The 14,136-nt window shown below is 61.4% G+C and carries 9 protein-coding genes; 2 read left to right on the top strand and 7 right to left on the bottom strand.

The window, feature by feature from the left end; all coding sequences use genetic code 11:
• Nucleotides 1–47 precede the first annotated feature (47 nt).
• The 6 genes from ACIQWP_RS09590 to mutS all read right to left on the bottom strand — a co-directional run bounded on the left by ACIQWP_RS09590 (nt 48) and on the right by mutS (nt 9,147).
• Nucleotides 48–440 (bottom strand): VOC family protein, encoded by a 393-nt coding sequence (locus tag ACIQWP_RS09590; RefSeq protein WP_402785453.1) that lies wholly within the window; start codon nt 438–440, stop codon nt 48–50.
• 80 nt (nt 441–520) lie between these two features.
• Nucleotides 521–1,387 (bottom strand): DUF1963 domain-containing protein, encoded by an 867-nt coding sequence (locus ACIQWP_RS09585; RefSeq protein WP_402785450.1) that lies wholly within the window; start codon nt 1,385–1,387, stop codon nt 521–523.
• Nucleotides 1,388–1,420: 33 nt separating this feature from the next.
• Nucleotides 1,421–3,022 (bottom strand): murein biosynthesis integral membrane protein MurJ, encoded by a 1,602-nt coding sequence (murJ, locus tag ACIQWP_RS09580; protein WP_402785447.1) that lies wholly within the window; start codon nt 3,020–3,022, stop codon nt 1,421–1,423.
• Nucleotides 3,019–5,934: a [protein-PII] uridylyltransferase gene (locus ACIQWP_RS09575; RefSeq protein ID WP_402785444.1), complete on the bottom strand. Its 2,916-nt coding sequence runs from the start codon at nt 5,932–5,934 to the stop codon at nt 3,019–3,021. Before ACIQWP_RS09575 ends, murJ begins: the two co-directional genes overlap by 4 nt.
• A 149-nt stretch (nt 5,935–6,083) precedes the next feature.
• Nucleotides 6,084–6,377, bottom strand: coding sequence for a hypothetical protein (locus tag ACIQWP_RS09570; RefSeq protein WP_402785441.1), 294 nt, complete (start codon nt 6,375–6,377; stop codon nt 6,084–6,086).
• Nucleotides 6,378–6,405: 28 nt separating this feature from the next.
• Nucleotides 6,406–9,147, bottom strand: coding sequence for a DNA mismatch repair protein MutS (gene mutS / locus ACIQWP_RS09565; protein WP_402785438.1), 2,742 nt, complete (start codon nt 9,145–9,147; stop codon nt 6,406–6,408).
• Nucleotides 9,148–9,259: 112 nt separating this feature from the next.
• On the opposite strand from mutS, the gene ACIQWP_RS09560 reads away from it, so the two are divergent.
• Nucleotides 9,260–11,548: an NADP-dependent malic enzyme gene (locus ACIQWP_RS09560; protein WP_402785435.1), complete on the top strand. Its 2,289-nt coding sequence runs from the start codon at nt 9,260–9,262 to the stop codon at nt 11,546–11,548.
• 77 nt (nt 11,549–11,625) lie between these two features.
• Entirely contained in the window at nt 11,626–13,035 is a 1,410-nt protein-coding gene (locus ACIQWP_RS09555) for an adenylate/guanylate cyclase domain-containing protein (protein WP_402785432.1), read from the top strand.
• 6 nt (nt 13,036–13,041) lie between these two features.
• On the opposite strand, the gene ACIQWP_RS09550 is transcribed toward ACIQWP_RS09555, so the two are convergent.
• On the bottom strand, nt 13,042–13,920 hold the full coding sequence (locus ACIQWP_RS09550) for a GNAT family N-acetyltransferase (RefSeq protein WP_402785429.1): 879 nt from the start codon (nt 13,918–13,920) through the stop codon (nt 13,042–13,044).
• Nucleotides 13,921–14,136: the final 216 nt, after the last annotated feature.

Here is a 14,136-nt window from a genome sequence, read left to right as displayed (position 1 = left end):
TTATGCACGCGGGATCGGCGGGGATCAAGAGGCTATGTGCCAGAGTCTCAGGAAGAATGCTGGATGAGATCCCAGGTGTTGCCATAGGGATCGGCGAAGACCGCCACCGTGCCATAGACTTCATGGCGCGGCTCTTCCATGAAACGCACGCCCTTTGCCGCCATCGCGGCATGGTCGCGAGCGAAATCATCGGTCTTGAGGAAGAAGCCGACCCGGCCGCCGGTCTGATTGCCGATCGCGGCGCGCTGGCTGTCATCGGCGGCTTGAGCGAGCAGCAGCGCTGCCCCTTCCCCGCCTTTCGGCCGGACGACCACCCAGCGCTTGCCCTCCGGCTGCACCTCGTCCTGCAGGCACTCGAAGCCGAGGGCATCGCAATAGAAGGCCTTGGCGCGGTCGTAATCATCGACGACGAGGGCGACGAGGAAGAGGGATTGGGACATAGGAACTCCGTGTTATTTCCTGGCACGCAGCATTGACGACGATTCTTGGCTCGAAATAAAAAACCTATAAAACGGATTTGTCAGTAGAAGTCTGATCTGATTGCCCAGCCGTCAGGTATTCGAAACAGATATAACGATCCGGAGTCCCCGACATAGAAGCGCCCCTTGTCTGTGCTATCGATCTGAAAGCATAGCTCTGCATCGTCGGGCCAGTTTTCGCCTTGTATCCAGGTAGGCCAGCCACCAAGCTTGACGGGGCACGTCCCACGATATTTATCGGCTTCAATCGCGTATTGGCTTTCAAAAAACCATTTCGAGTCGTTGGATCGCGCGACGTTGCTTGGAATCTTGAACGCAATATCGTCCCAGCTTGGCTGCTCCAGGGCAGTTGAACGCCAAAGAAGCGGAAAAGTCGGAAGCTTCTGGCTTTCCCGGTATCCAGGACCGATGGGAACCAGATTCGAAATGGCGGAATAAGTTCGAACGATAAAGCCCTTGCCATTCTCCACGTCATCCAGCGGAACGTCTTCCAGGTCCACCCATATGTTCACGAGCGCTAGGTTCGATAGCGTGGACGGTGTCTCGGGAAGCTCATCCACCCTGATTTGTAGAAGCGGGTGCATCAGCCGTCCCGACCTCTCGCAAACGGGTATCACCTCGTCTTCCCGACCGAGAAAGTTTCCACCCCACCAACTTCCTGCTCGATTGTCCTTCTGCGGCTTCTCACCGCCGATTTCGCCAAAGACGGCGGGTCTGACCATCTGCTGCAGCGTATGAAGGGCTGCCTGTATCTCAAAATCAGTTGGCAAACCTTCTGCAGGGGAAGCCATCTGGTCCTTCGCACGTCCACGAAAGTCGAAGATCGATCTCAGCCATCCCAGCACATCCATATCGCCGCTCCATTTGGATCGTTGCGCAGCCTTGCGATCAACAGCTTCGGATAGCAATCTCCCTCCGTTCGATCGCGCGAAGGAGCCTTGTTATTCCCCGTTCGCCACCTCGGCATCTGGAGCAGTCGCGGCCCGCTTGCGCTTCAAATTGCGGCGTACCATGCCCAAATCCACGCCGCCGATCAGGAAGGCGACAATGAAATACACCGCCATCGCAATCAATATGAGCAAGCCCAGGACGCCGGTCTTGGTGAGCAGCGTCGAGCCGGACCCCAGAAGCGGCTCCCACCGATGAGACAAATATACGATGACGCCACCCATGACGGCGGAGGAGACGAGCAGCATGGCGGTGCGGCGTACCAGCGACCATTCCCAGACGAGATGCCCACGGCGATAGAGCGTAACGAAGAGCTGTACAGCGTTCAGCCATCCGGCAATCGCCTCCGCGACCGCGATGCCGCGTTCTGCCAGCACCGGGAAAAGCAGAATGGACAGCGCCGAATTGACGGCGACCGCGACCGCCGTGTAGCGCATCGGCGATTTCGTGTCTTCGCGGGCATAAAAGCCGGGCTGCAGTGCCTTGATCAGCACGAAAGCCGGCAGGCCAAGGCCGAAGATGGCGAGGATGGAGCCGACTAGCTTTGTATTTTCCGAGTTAAAGGCGCCGCGCTCGTAAAGCACACGGATGATATCGTCGGAGAGAAGCCACAGGGCGACAGCGGCCGGCAGCGTCAGGAACAACACGAATTCGATCGAGCGGTTCTGGATATTGGCGGCTTCCTTGATATGGCCCGACTTCAGCGAACGAGCCAGTTCCGGCAGAAGCACGATTCCGACCGCGACACCGACGACGCCGAGCGGCAATTGGTAGATGCGGTCTGCATATTGCAGGGCGGCGATCGCGCCCTCCTTGCCCGAGGCAATCGCCTGGCCGATCACCAGATTGATCTGGGTGACACCGCCGGTGATGGCCGCTGGGATGGCAAGAAGCAGGAGCCGCTTCACATTGGGCGTGAAGCGCGGGAAGCGCAGGCCGATACTGATGCCCGCATGACGCACGCCGATATAGACGACGGCCAGCTGCAGCACACCCGCCACCAGTACCGACCAGGACAGGTACCAGGCGGTGCTCAGCGGATCGGCGCCGTAGTAGATCGCGTAGAACAGCGCGCTTATCATCACCAGGTTCAGGAAGATCGGAGCCACGGCCGCGGCGAAGAAATGATGCAGCGAATTCAGCATGCCGCTCATCATCGCCGTCAGCGACATCGACATGAGATAGGGGAACATCACGGCCGCCAACCGGACCGTCAGGTCGAATTTCTCGGCATCGTCGGCAAAACCGGGCGCGATGACCCAACGCACCAGGAGCGGCATGGCCAGTTCCATGACGATGGTGATCAGCAGCAGGACCGAGAAGAGAACGCCGAAGACTTCCTCGGAAAACCGCTTGGCGCCCTCGATGCCGTGCGCCTCGATCTCCTTGGCAAAGAGCGGCACGAAGGCCGCGTTAAACGCGCCTTCGGCAAACAGGCGACGGAACAGGTTCGGAAAGCGGAAAGCAGCATAGAAGACGTCGGCCATCGGCCCGGTGCCGAGGGCGGCGGCCATCAAGGTTTCGCGGGCAAAGCCGAAGATACGGCTGCCAAGCGTCGCGCCACCGACCGTGATGAATTTCTTGACTAGGCTCATGCGGCGGAACCGGCTTTCTTCTCAGTGTCTGACGTTTCGGCAGCGGTGCCGCGCGTGGCGGCGGGCGCGATGATGCCGGAGGGCATGCGCTCGCGCATTTCATCCTCCTCGCCCGCCATGACGGCTTTCAGGCGGGCGGTGATATAGGCGCGTCTGTTCTCATTGGAAATCTTCTGTCCGACGAGATCGGCGACATAGAAGGTATCGATGACCTTTTCGCCGAAGGTGGTGATGCGGGCCGACTGAATATCCAGCGACAGGTCCGATAGAACGGCGGTTATTTCCGATAGCAGGCCGGGTCGGTCGAGGCACTCGACCTCGATGACCGTGAACTTGTTGGACAGGCTGTTGGTGATGATGACCGACGGCGGGATGACGAAAGCCTTGTTCTTGCGGCGGTTCTTGGTGCGCGTCGCAATGACCTCCGGCAGCCGCTTGCGGCCGGCCAGCACATCCTCGATCATCTTGCCGATTGTCGCGGCCCGGCGCAGCTCATCGGCGTCGTCGGCGAATTCGCGGCTGACGTGGATGGTATCGAGCGCGCGGCCGTCCGATGTCGTGAAGATCTGCGCATCGGCGATATTGGCCCCGGCGGCGGCGCAAGCGCCGGCAATCACGGTCAAAAGGCGCGGATGGTCGGGCGAGAGCACGGTGATCTCGGTAATGGCATGGAAGCTGTCGGTGCGCACCATGGTCGCCAGCACCTTGCCCGCCTTGTCAGATTCACGCATAAACCGCGTATGGCGGATCTGATCCTCCAGCGGCACGGACAGCAGATAGGGCTGATAGTGCAGCTTGACGTAGGCCTTGCGATCCTTGGGGGTCCAGTCCGCAAGCGCATGCTCCAGCGCTTCGGCCGCAGCTTCGGCCCGCTCCTTGCGGGACACTTCGGAGAAACCGCCGGATAGCAGCAGCTCGGTTTCATAATAGAGCGTACGCAGCAGCTGGCCCTTCCAGCCATTCCAGACGCCCGGGCCGACGGCGCGGATATCGCAGACGGTCAGGATCAGCAGCATCTTCAGCCGGTCGAGGGACTGCACTCGGTCGGCGAAATCGATGATCGTCTTGCGGTCGGTCAGATCGCGCGTCTGTGCGACCATCGACATGGTCAGGTGTTCTGCGATCAGCCAGACCACGAGCTCGGTCTGCTTCGGCGACAGACCGAAGCGCGGGCAGAGCTTGCGCGCCACCTTGGCGCCGGCTTCGGAGTGATCCTCCTCGCGGCCCTTGGCGATGTCGTGCAGGAGCACGGCGACGTAGAGCGCGTCACGATCCTCGATATTGGGCATCAGCTTGTTGGTCAGCGGATGGATATCCTCCGCCTTGCCCTTGTCGATCTCCGACAGCACCTCGACGGCGCGGATCAGATGCTCGTCCACCGTATAGTGATGATACATGTTGAACTGCATCATCGAGACGATCTTGCCGAATTCGGGAATGAAGCGGCCGAGCACGCCGGCCTCGTTCATGCGGCGCAGGATCAGCGCGGGATCGCGCTTGGACGTGAGGATCGAGAGAAAGAGCCGGTTCGCCTCCTCGTTCTCGCGCAAATCGTTGTCGATGAGGTTCAGCGATCGCGTCACGCGCTTCAAGGCATCCGGGTGAAACTCCAGGCCGTTGATATCGGCGACAAAGAACAGCCTGATGAGGCTGACCGGATCGCGCTTGAAGACATCGGGATTGGCAAGCGCGATGCGGCCGCGATCCTCGACGAATTCGACGGTGCCGGCGATCTTGCGCGAACGATTGGCGAAACGGCTGATGACGCCGGTAAGGCCCGGGGTGGCCTTGGCCTGCTGATCCTCGAGCGCCGCGCAGAGGATGCGGGTGAGATCGCCGACATCCTTGGCGACGAGAAAATAGTGCTTCATGAAGCGCTCGACAGCCGAAAGGCCGGGGCGCGCATGGTAGTCGAGGGCTGCGGCGATATCGCGCTGGATATCGAAAGAAAGCCGCTCTTCCGCCTTGCCGGTCAGGAAGTGCATGTGGCAGCGCACCGCCCAGAGGAAATCCTCCGCCTTCTCGAAGAGGCGATATTCCTGCTTCGAGAGGACGCCGAGCTTCACCAGCTCGGCGGGATCGCGGACATGATAGTAGTATTTCGAGATCCAGAACAGCGTATGCAGGTCGCGCAGGCCGCCCTTGCCTTCCTTGACATTCGGCTCGACCAGATAGCGGGTGTCGCCGGCCTTGCGGTGGCGCTCGTCGCGCTCGGCGAGCTTGGCGGCAATGAATTCCGGGCCGGTATTGGTGACGATTTCCTTGTCGAAACGGGCCTGCAATTCGCGCTCCAGCGGAGCGTTGCCACAGATGTAACGGGTTTCGAGAATGGCGGTGCGCACCGTCATGTCGGACTTGGCCTGACGGATACACTCCTCGACCGTGCGCGTAGCGTGGCCGACCTTGAAGCCCATGTCCCAAAGCATATAGAGAACGAATTCGACGGCCTTGTGCGTCTCGCTGTCCGGCTTCGGCTGGAAGAGGAAGAGAAGGTCGATATCGGAGCCCGGCGCCAAGGTGTCGCGGCCGTAACCGCCGACGGCGGTGACCGAAAAGGCGCCCGCCTGCTTCGGATAGACGTGATGAACGGTGAAATCGTAGAGGATGGTGATGATCTGGTCCTGCAGCCAGGAAATCCGGTGCGCGCAATCGAGCCCGCTGCCTTCCGTGGTCAATGACCGGCGCGCCTCTTCACGTCCCTCCTGGCTCGCCTTCTTCAGCAGCGCAAGCAAAGCGGAACGCTCTTCACTCTTGTCCAGACCGCGTTTGGCGAGAGCCTCGCACTCCGCCCTCAGCGCGGGCACGTCAAGAACGGCCGAAAAATCGATATGATGCGTTTCCATGCTCTGCCGATCGGCTTTCTCTTCGCTGACCGCGGCCCTTTGCCCGCGCGCCTGTCTTTTCGTCTGCATGCGCTATAGCCTCTTTGGCCGGCGATTGACACAGGCATTCTACGCCCGGCTCCCTCGAGGATAGACCGCATGGAATCGACGATCCCTATGACTTCTATCGGGCCAAAGTTGACGAAGCGTGACGGCAATCACCTCAGAAACCGGCAGTTTTAGGGCCTTGCCGGCTCGATCGCCCGTCTGAGCTCGTTCAAACTATATAATATGTTTCGCGATTGAGCGCCGATCTGCGTCACCATTTCGCGTTCGCATTCCCAATAGCCGGCCTTGGCGATCTTCGAACAGATGTCGGAAATGCGGCCGCAGGAAAGGGTGATGTCGAGCAGGCCTCGATCGGATTCGCAGTCGGGGGCTTCACCCTCGCCGCAGATCTTGCCGCGCGCGGCGATCGGAGAGAAACGCTCGCCCAGAAGGCGGACTTCGGCGAGAAGAACTTCGAGATACATCATGTTGTCCTTGGAATATCGCCTATAGTCAGCCGGTCTTGTTAAGGGTCTTCTTCAGCTCGTAGAGCACATCGAGGGCAGCTCGTGGCGTCAGATCGTCGAGATCGAGCGTCTTCAGCCGTTCCTCGACCTTGGAGGGTTCGCGTCTGCCAACCGCCTCCTCCCGGCGAACGGCCACCTGGAACAGCGGCAGATCATCGATGAGCTGGCTTGCCGGATTCTTGCGGTCGGCATCTTCGAGCCGCGTCAGAACGTCGCGGGCACGCGCCACCACCGAGGCCGGCAGGCCAGCGAGACGCGCCACCTGGATGCCATAGGAGCGATCGGCGGCCCCCGGCCCAACCTCGTGCAGGAAGATGACATCGCCATCCCATTCCTTGACGCGCATGGTGGCATTGGAGAGCCGGCCGAGCTTTTCCGAGAGCACGGTCAGCTCATGGAAATGCGTGGCGAAGAGACCGCGGCAACGATTGGCTTCATGCAGATGCTCGACGGCTGCCCAGGCGATCGACAGACCGTCGAAGGTCGCGGTGCCGCGGCCGATCTCGTCGAGAATGACGAGGGAGCGTTCGGTCGCCTGATTGAGGATCGCCGCCGTCTCGACCATTTCGACCATGAAGGTCGAGCGTCCCCGCGCCAGATCGTCGGACGCGCCGACGCGCGAGAACAGCCGGTCGACAATGCCGATATGGGCCGATGCAGCCGGCACGAAGGCGCCCATCTGCGCGAGAATGGCAATCAGCGCGTTCTGGCGCAAGAAGGTCGACTTACCGCCCATGTTCGGGCCGGTCAGCAGCCAGATGGCGCCATCCTTGCCGGCGGCCTTCGGCGAAAGATCGCAATTGTTGGCAACGAAAGGGCCGCCCGCCTGGCGGCGCAACGCCTGTTCGACAACCGGATGGCGGCCACCTTCGATGGCGAACATGCGGCTACCATCGACGACGGGTCGGCAATAGGCCTGCTCCTCGGCGAGCAGGGCAAGTGCGGCAGCCACATCGATCACCGACAGTGCGCGGGCACCGGCCTTGATCGCCTCGGCATTGGCGACAACGGCCGCGACCATGCGGTCGAAGGCCTCCAGCTCGATGGCGAGCGCCTTGTCGGCGGCATTGGCGATGCGGCTTTCGAGATCGGCAAGCTCGGTCGTGGTGAAGCGCATCGCATTCGCCATGGTCTGACGATGAATGAAGCGCGCCTTGGCTTCGCTCGTATCCGTCATCGGACCGGCATTGCCGGCCGTGACCTCGATGAAATAGCCGAGCACATTGTTGTGCTTGATCTTCAGCGACTTGATGCCGGTTTCGTCAGCATATTGCAGCTGCAGCCCGGCGATCACTCGGCGCGACTGGTCGCGTAGCGCCCGCACCTCGTCCAGCTCGACATTCGCCCCTTCCCGCAGGAAACCGCCGTCGCGCTTCAGGAGGGGCAATTCGTCGGCAAGGGTAGCTGCCAGCAGCGCTTCGAGATCGGCAGGCAAGGCGTCGAGCCCGGCGAGTGCAACCTTCAACTCTTCAGGCAGAAGTGCCGAGCCGAGCATACGGGCGATATCGCCGGCGGCACCGAGGCCCTGGCGGATCGCCCAGAGATCGCGCGGGCCGCCACGGTCGAGCGCGAGGCGCGACAGCGCGCGCGGCATATCGGGCACATGCTTCAGCGCCGAGCGCAGATCGCTTGAGAGCGACGGCTCTTCGGCAAGGAAGCCGATCGAATCCAGCCGCTCGTTGATGCGCTGGGGATCGGTGAGTGGCGACATCAGCCGCTCGGCAAGAAGCCGGGCACCGCCGCCGGTGACGGTGCGGTCGATCGCCTTGAGGAGCGAACCGTTGCGATCGCCGGAGAGCGTGCGTACCAGTTCGAGATTGGCGCGGGTGGCGGGATCGATGAACAGCGTCGATGCGCCGCTTTCGCGTTCCGGCAGCCCAAGCGGCGGCCGCTCGGCAAGCTGGGTCTTTTCAACATAGGCGATGGCGGCAGCGGCAGCTGCCAGTTCGGCACGGCTGAAGGTGCCGAAACCATCGAGCGTCGACACGCCAAAGTAACGGGTGATGCGCCCCTCGGCGCTGGCGCTGTCGAACAGCACGGCCGGCTGCGGAACGGCGGTGCGGCCGAGGATGTCGAAAACCGGCTTCAGTTCCGGATCGTGAAACATCGTATCCGGTAGGATCAGCTCTCTCGGATCGATGCGCAGGATATCGGCAAGCAGCCGCGAGGTTTCCGTCTCGGCCAAGCGAAAGACGCCTGTGGAAATATCGATCCAGGCGAGCGCCAGCTGCGGCTCGGCGCCGCCGCGAATGCGCGTCAACGTCATCAGATAATTGGATTCCGAGGGCGAAAGCAGCTTTTCTTCGGTGATCGTGCCTGGCGTCACCAGGCGCACGACATCGCGCCGTACCACCGACTTGCCCCCGCGCTTCTTCGCTTCGGCGGGATCTTCCACCTGCTCGCAGACGGCCACGCGGAAACCCAACGAAATCAGCTTCTGCAGATAGTCGTCGGCGGCATGAACGGGCACGCCGCACATTGGGATATCCTGCCCCATGTGCTGGCCGCGCTTGGTCAGCGTGATGCCGAGAGCCCGCGACGCATCGACGGCGTCCTCGAAGAACAATTCGTAGAAATCGCCCATGCGATAGAACAGGAGCGAACCGGGATTGTTCGCCTTGATCTCGATATACTGCTCCATCATCGGAGTGGCCGAGGCACGGCTTTCCTCCGAGGCAAGCTCGGCGGCCGAGAAAGCATCGATGCTGGTGTTAATACGTTCGTTCACGGAGGTGCAGTTTTTCCAAAAAATGAGGTGCCACCCTACCCGCGCGCCGCTATAGAAGACAACAGCTATCGGGCAAGAGGGACCGGTCGCCCACAGGAGGTTTGGAGGAACAATGGCAGACAGCAAGAGCAAGACGCGTCCGGGAGCGGGGATCACCGATCAGGAAGCACTGGACTTCCACAAGCAGGGCCGCCCCGGCAAGCTTGAGATCAACCCGACCAAGCCCATGGCAACCCAACGCGATCTTTCCCTTGCCTATTCGCCCGGCGTCGCCGTTCCCGTCAAGGCGATCGCCGCCGATCCGGCCACTGCCTATGACTACACCGCACGCGGCAACATGGTCGCCGTCATCTCCAACGGCACGGCCATTCTCGGCCTTGGCAATCTCGGCGCGCTCGCCTCCAAGCCCGTCATGGAAGGCAAGGCCGTCCTCTTCAAGCGCTTCGCCGACGTCGATTCGATCGACCTCGAGATCGACACCGAGAATGTCGACGAATTCATCAATTGCGTGCGCTATCTCGGTCCCTCCTTCGGCGGCATCAATCTCGAGGATATCAAGGCGCCGGACTGCTTCATCATCGAGCAGCGGCTGCGCGAGCTGATGGATATCCCGGTATTCCATGACGACCAGCACGGCACCGCCATCATCGCAGCCGCCGGCCTCATCAACGCGCTCGAACTGACCGGCCGCGACCTCAAGACCACCAAGCTCGTCTGCAACGGCGCCGGCGCTGCCGCAATCGCCTGCGTCGAGCTGATCAAGGCCATGGGCTTCAACCCGGAAAACGTCGTCCTTTGCGATACCAAAGGCGTGATCTACCAGGGCCGCAGCGAGGGCATGAACCAGTGGAAATCGGCGCATGCGGTCAAGACCGACAAGCGCACGCTGGAAGAGGCGATGAAGGGAGCCGACGTTGTGTTCGGCCTGTCGCAGAAGGATGCCTTCTCGGAAGAGATGATCCGCTCGATGGCGGACAAGCCGATCATCTTCGCCATGGCCAATCCCGATCCGGAAATCACGCCGGAGGAAGTCGCCCGCATCCGCGACGACGCCATCATGGCAACGGGGCGCTCGGACTATCCGAACCAGGTCAACAACGTCCTCGGCTTTCCCTATATCTTTCGCGGCGCGCTCGACGTGCGCGCCACCACCATCAACGACGAGATGAAGATCGCCGCCGTCAGGGCGTTGGCGAGCCTGGCACGCGAAGACGTGCCCGACGACGTGGTCGCCGCCTATCAGGGCGCAAGGCCGCGCTTCGGTGCGCAATACATCATCCCCGTGCCGTTCGACCCGCGCCTGATCTCGGCAATTCCGGTGGCCGTCGCCAAGGCGGCGATCGAAAGCGGCGTCGCCCGGCGCGAGATGCCCGATATGGACGCCTATGCCCGAGAGCTCTCCGCCCGGCGCGATCCGATCGCCTCGACGCTGTCGCAACTCTATGAGCGCGTGCGCCGGCATCAGAAGCGCATCGTCTTTGCCGAGGCGGAAGAAGAGCAGGTCATGCGCGCCGCCCTCTCCTACGCCAACCAGGGCCTCGGCACCGCCGTCCTGCTCGGTCGCGAGGATCTGATCCAATCCACCGCAGAACGCGCCGGCATCGATCTTAGTCGTCCCGGTCTCGAAATCGTCAACGCCCGCATTTCCAAGCGGGTCGACGCTTATGTCGACTATCTCTATGCCCGGCTGCAGCGCCACGGCTACCTGCACCGCGACGTGACGCGCCTGATCCATAACGACCGCAATCACTTCGCCGCCTGCATGGTGGCGCTGGGCGACGCCGACGGCATGGTGACCGGCGTGACGCGCAATTATTCGACCGCGCTCGGGGACGTGCGCCGCTGCATCGACGCCAAGCCGGGGCACCGGGTCATCGGCGTGTCGATCGTGCTTGCTCGCGGTCGCACCGTCTTCGTCGCCGATACCGCCGTGCACGACATGCCGACGGCCGAAGAGCTTGCCGATATCGCCGAGGAGGCCGCCGGTTTCGCGCGGCGCATGGGCTACGAGCCTCGCGTCGCCATGCTTGCCTATTCCACCTTCGGCCATCCCTCGGGCGAGCGCTCCGAACGGGTGCGCGAGGCTGTCGACATCCTCGACAAGCGCTATGTGAATTTCGAGTTCGACGGCGAAATGGCCGCCGACGTGGCGCTGAACCGCAAGATCATGGAGAGCCTCTATCCCTTCTCGCGGCTCTCGGGACCGGCAAACGTGCTCATCATGCCCGCCTTCCACTCGGCGGCGATTTCCACCAAGATGTTGCAGGAGCTTGGCGGTTCGACGGTGATCGGACCGCTGCTCGTCGGGCTCGACAAGCCGGTGCAGATCACCTCGATGGGCGCCAAGGATTCCGACATCGTCAACATGGCCGCCATCGCGGCCTATGGCGCGGGATCGTAGCCGCTACCCCATAAGGCTGAACCAGCGACCGAATAAAGGTGATGGGCTGCCGCGCCGTTTCGGTGTAAAATGACGGTATGAGTGAAGCTCAGGCCCTGTTCGGAGTGCTGCGCCAATCGGCGCAGCCGGATATTGTCGATGCTATCGAGCGGCTCGTCATTGAGGCACCCGACCGCAAGCTCAACCGCGTGAATGCGCTCGCCTTTGCGGGCGACCACGGTTTCGACGAAGAACAGACCATCAATGCCTTCCTGCATGCCGCGCGCCTCGGCCTGTTCGAAATGTCGTGGAATGTTCTTTGCCCAGGCTGCGGCGGAGTATTGGATGCCAATACCTCGCTGAAGACAGTGCAAAGCGAAACCTACAACTGCACGCTTTGCGCAGCCGGCTACGAACCCACCCTCGACGAGATGGTCGAGGTCACCTTCACCGTCAGTCCGCGCGTGCGCCATATCGAAGCGCACAATCCGCACGACCTGCCGCCCCTTGAATATTTCCGCCAGATCTATTGGGGCTCGGGTGTCGACCTTCCCGATGAGGGGTATGAAGAGAAGGTCGACCAATTCGTGCTGGAATCGCTGGAGCTGCCACCCGGCGAGAAAGCCGTCATATCGCTTCAATTGCCGGCGGAGTTTACCATCATCTTCGAGCCCGTCACGCATGCCGCGCAGTTCCTCGATGTGAAGGGCGAGCCATCGAAGGAACGGCAGGCTCTGTCGCTCGTTTTCGATCGCATGCATCGCCACAGCGAGGCCATAGAGCTGCGGCCAGGCCCCCTGCGCATCCAGATGGAGAACCACACGGCGCTTCGAGTGCTGCCGTCGATCTGCATGGCCAACGAGGCTCTTCATACGCTGCTCGGACAACGACGGCCATTTCTGACCGCCAAGCATCTGCTCTCCAATCAGACCTTCCGTGACATCTACCGCACGGATACGATCGACATCGATCAGCGGCTGAAGATCACCAGCCTCACCTTTCTGTTCACCGATCTGCGCGGTTCGACGGAGCTGTACGAAAGGGTCGGCGATCTCGCGGCCTTCGATCTGGTCAGGACCCATTTCGGCATCCTGCACGAAATCGTGGCGGCGGAGGCGGGCGCGGTCGTCAAGACCATCGGCGATGCCGTCATGGCCACCTTCCCGACACCGGACCGGGCATTGATCGCTGCAATGCGGATGCGCGAGGCCATGCTCAGCCTCAACGAAGAGCGCGGCAATGACGATCTTCTTCTGAAAATCGGCATCCACGAGGGACCGTGCATCGCGGTGAGCCTGAACGAGCGGCAGGATTATTTCGGACAGACGGTCAATATCGCGTCTCGCGTCCAGCATCTCGCCACGTCACGCGAAATATTCGCAACCAGCTCCGTGCTCGATCATCCCCGCGCCGCCGAATTGATGACAAAACGCGGCCTCGCACCACAATCGCATCATGTCGCGCTTCGCGGCATCACGGATGCGATCGATATTTTCGCGATCCCTTGAGGCCAATCAGCTTACGAAGCGAGCCGCGTCCGCACTGTAATAATTGACGTAGCGATCCGAGATGCTGGCGATCGGCAACACGATCAGTACATCGGTCGTATTAAAGGCCTGATCGACGACCGCATTCGAGCCGACCATGGCGCCAAGGCGCAAATAACCCTTGATCAGCGGCGGAAGCGCCATCAGCGCCTTCTTCGGATTGACGGCTTCGACCGGCATCAGATCCATGTTGCGGGCAAGCGACGGCAAGGCGCCGACGGTCCATTCGTCCTTGGCAAGGACGTTGTGATAAAGGAATGACAGAGCCAGCGCATGCTGTTCCGGAAGGACACCGGGGAAAGAGGCGCAACCGATCATCGCGCCCATGCCGTGTTTCAGCGCATACAACCAATTGCCCTGCCACAGCAGCTCGACCGTGCGCTTGTTGCGGTATTCCGGGAGCACGCAGGAGCGGCCGAGTTCCATGAAGCGCTTGTCGGGATGGCGGGCAAGCAGCCCGTCGATGTCGAATTCCGAGGCAGAATAGAAGCCGCCATTGGCCATCGCCACTTCCTGGCGCAGCAGGCGATAGGTGCCGACGATCTGGTCTTCCGGATCACCCTCGAGCGAACGGTCCAACACCAGCAGATGATCGCAGATTGCGTCCCAACCGTCGACATCACGCTTACGACGCATGGCGTCAGCCGGTAATTGCGCTTTCATCTCTTCGACGAAAACACGATAGCGGACAGCCTGAGCGGCATCAATTTCGCGCGCCGTGCGAGCAAGGCGTGCTTCTAAATTTCCGATGCGTCCGAGCACATCGCTGGCAACCGGCTCAACCGTTGCCTTTGAAGACTGAACCATTTCGCCCTGAGCTTCGCGATTCAAGATTTCGATGGACATGGCGATTCTCCCCCTACGGGCCGATATAGCGCCATAAACCAAATTCGTGCGACAGGAAAGTGACACGCGGCCTGGCTAAAAGCAAGAACCGTGCCCGTTGCAATTTTTCGAATGAAGACGCCGTCCCCAACTTAACATCGTGATAGCCACAGGTTGAGCCCTATCATGGCCCTCTATCGGGCATTGATGAGCCGGCTTCCGTAATCTTCGTCCGAA

Origin of the sequence: Rhizobium sp. NPDC090279 (assembly GCF_044769665.1) — a bacterium.
Classification (GTDB): domain Bacteria; phylum Pseudomonadota; class Alphaproteobacteria; order Rhizobiales; family Rhizobiaceae; genus Rhizobium.
Note: the sequence above shows the minus strand (reverse complement) of the source record. Positions and strands in the feature narration are given on the sequence as shown.

Coding starts and splice junctions, on each gene's coding strand:
- ACIQWP_RS09590 (WP_402785453.1), bottom strand. CDS start 440: ATGTCCCAATCCCTCTTCCTCGTCGCCCTCGTCGTCGATGATTACGAC.
- murJ (WP_402785447.1), bottom strand. CDS start 3,022: ATGAGCCTAGTCAAGAAATTCATCACGGTCGGTGGCGCGACGCTTGGC.
- ACIQWP_RS09575 (WP_402785444.1), bottom strand. CDS start 5,934: ATGCAGACGAAAAGACAGGCGCGCGGGCAAAGGGCCGCGGTCAGCGAA.
- ACIQWP_RS09570 (WP_402785441.1), bottom strand. CDS start 6,377: ATGTATCTCGAAGTTCTTCTCGCCGAAGTCCGCCTTCTGGGCGAGCGT.
- ACIQWP_RS09560 (WP_402785435.1), top strand. CDS start 9,260: ATGGCAGACAGCAAGAGCAAGACGCGTCCGGGAGCGGGGATCACCGAT.
- ACIQWP_RS09555 (WP_402785432.1), top strand. CDS start 11,626: ATGAGTGAAGCTCAGGCCCTGTTCGGAGTGCTGCGCCAATCGGCGCAG.
- ACIQWP_RS09550 (WP_402785429.1), bottom strand. CDS start 13,920: ATGTCCATCGAAATCTTGAATCGCGAAGCTCAGGGCGAAATGGTTCAG.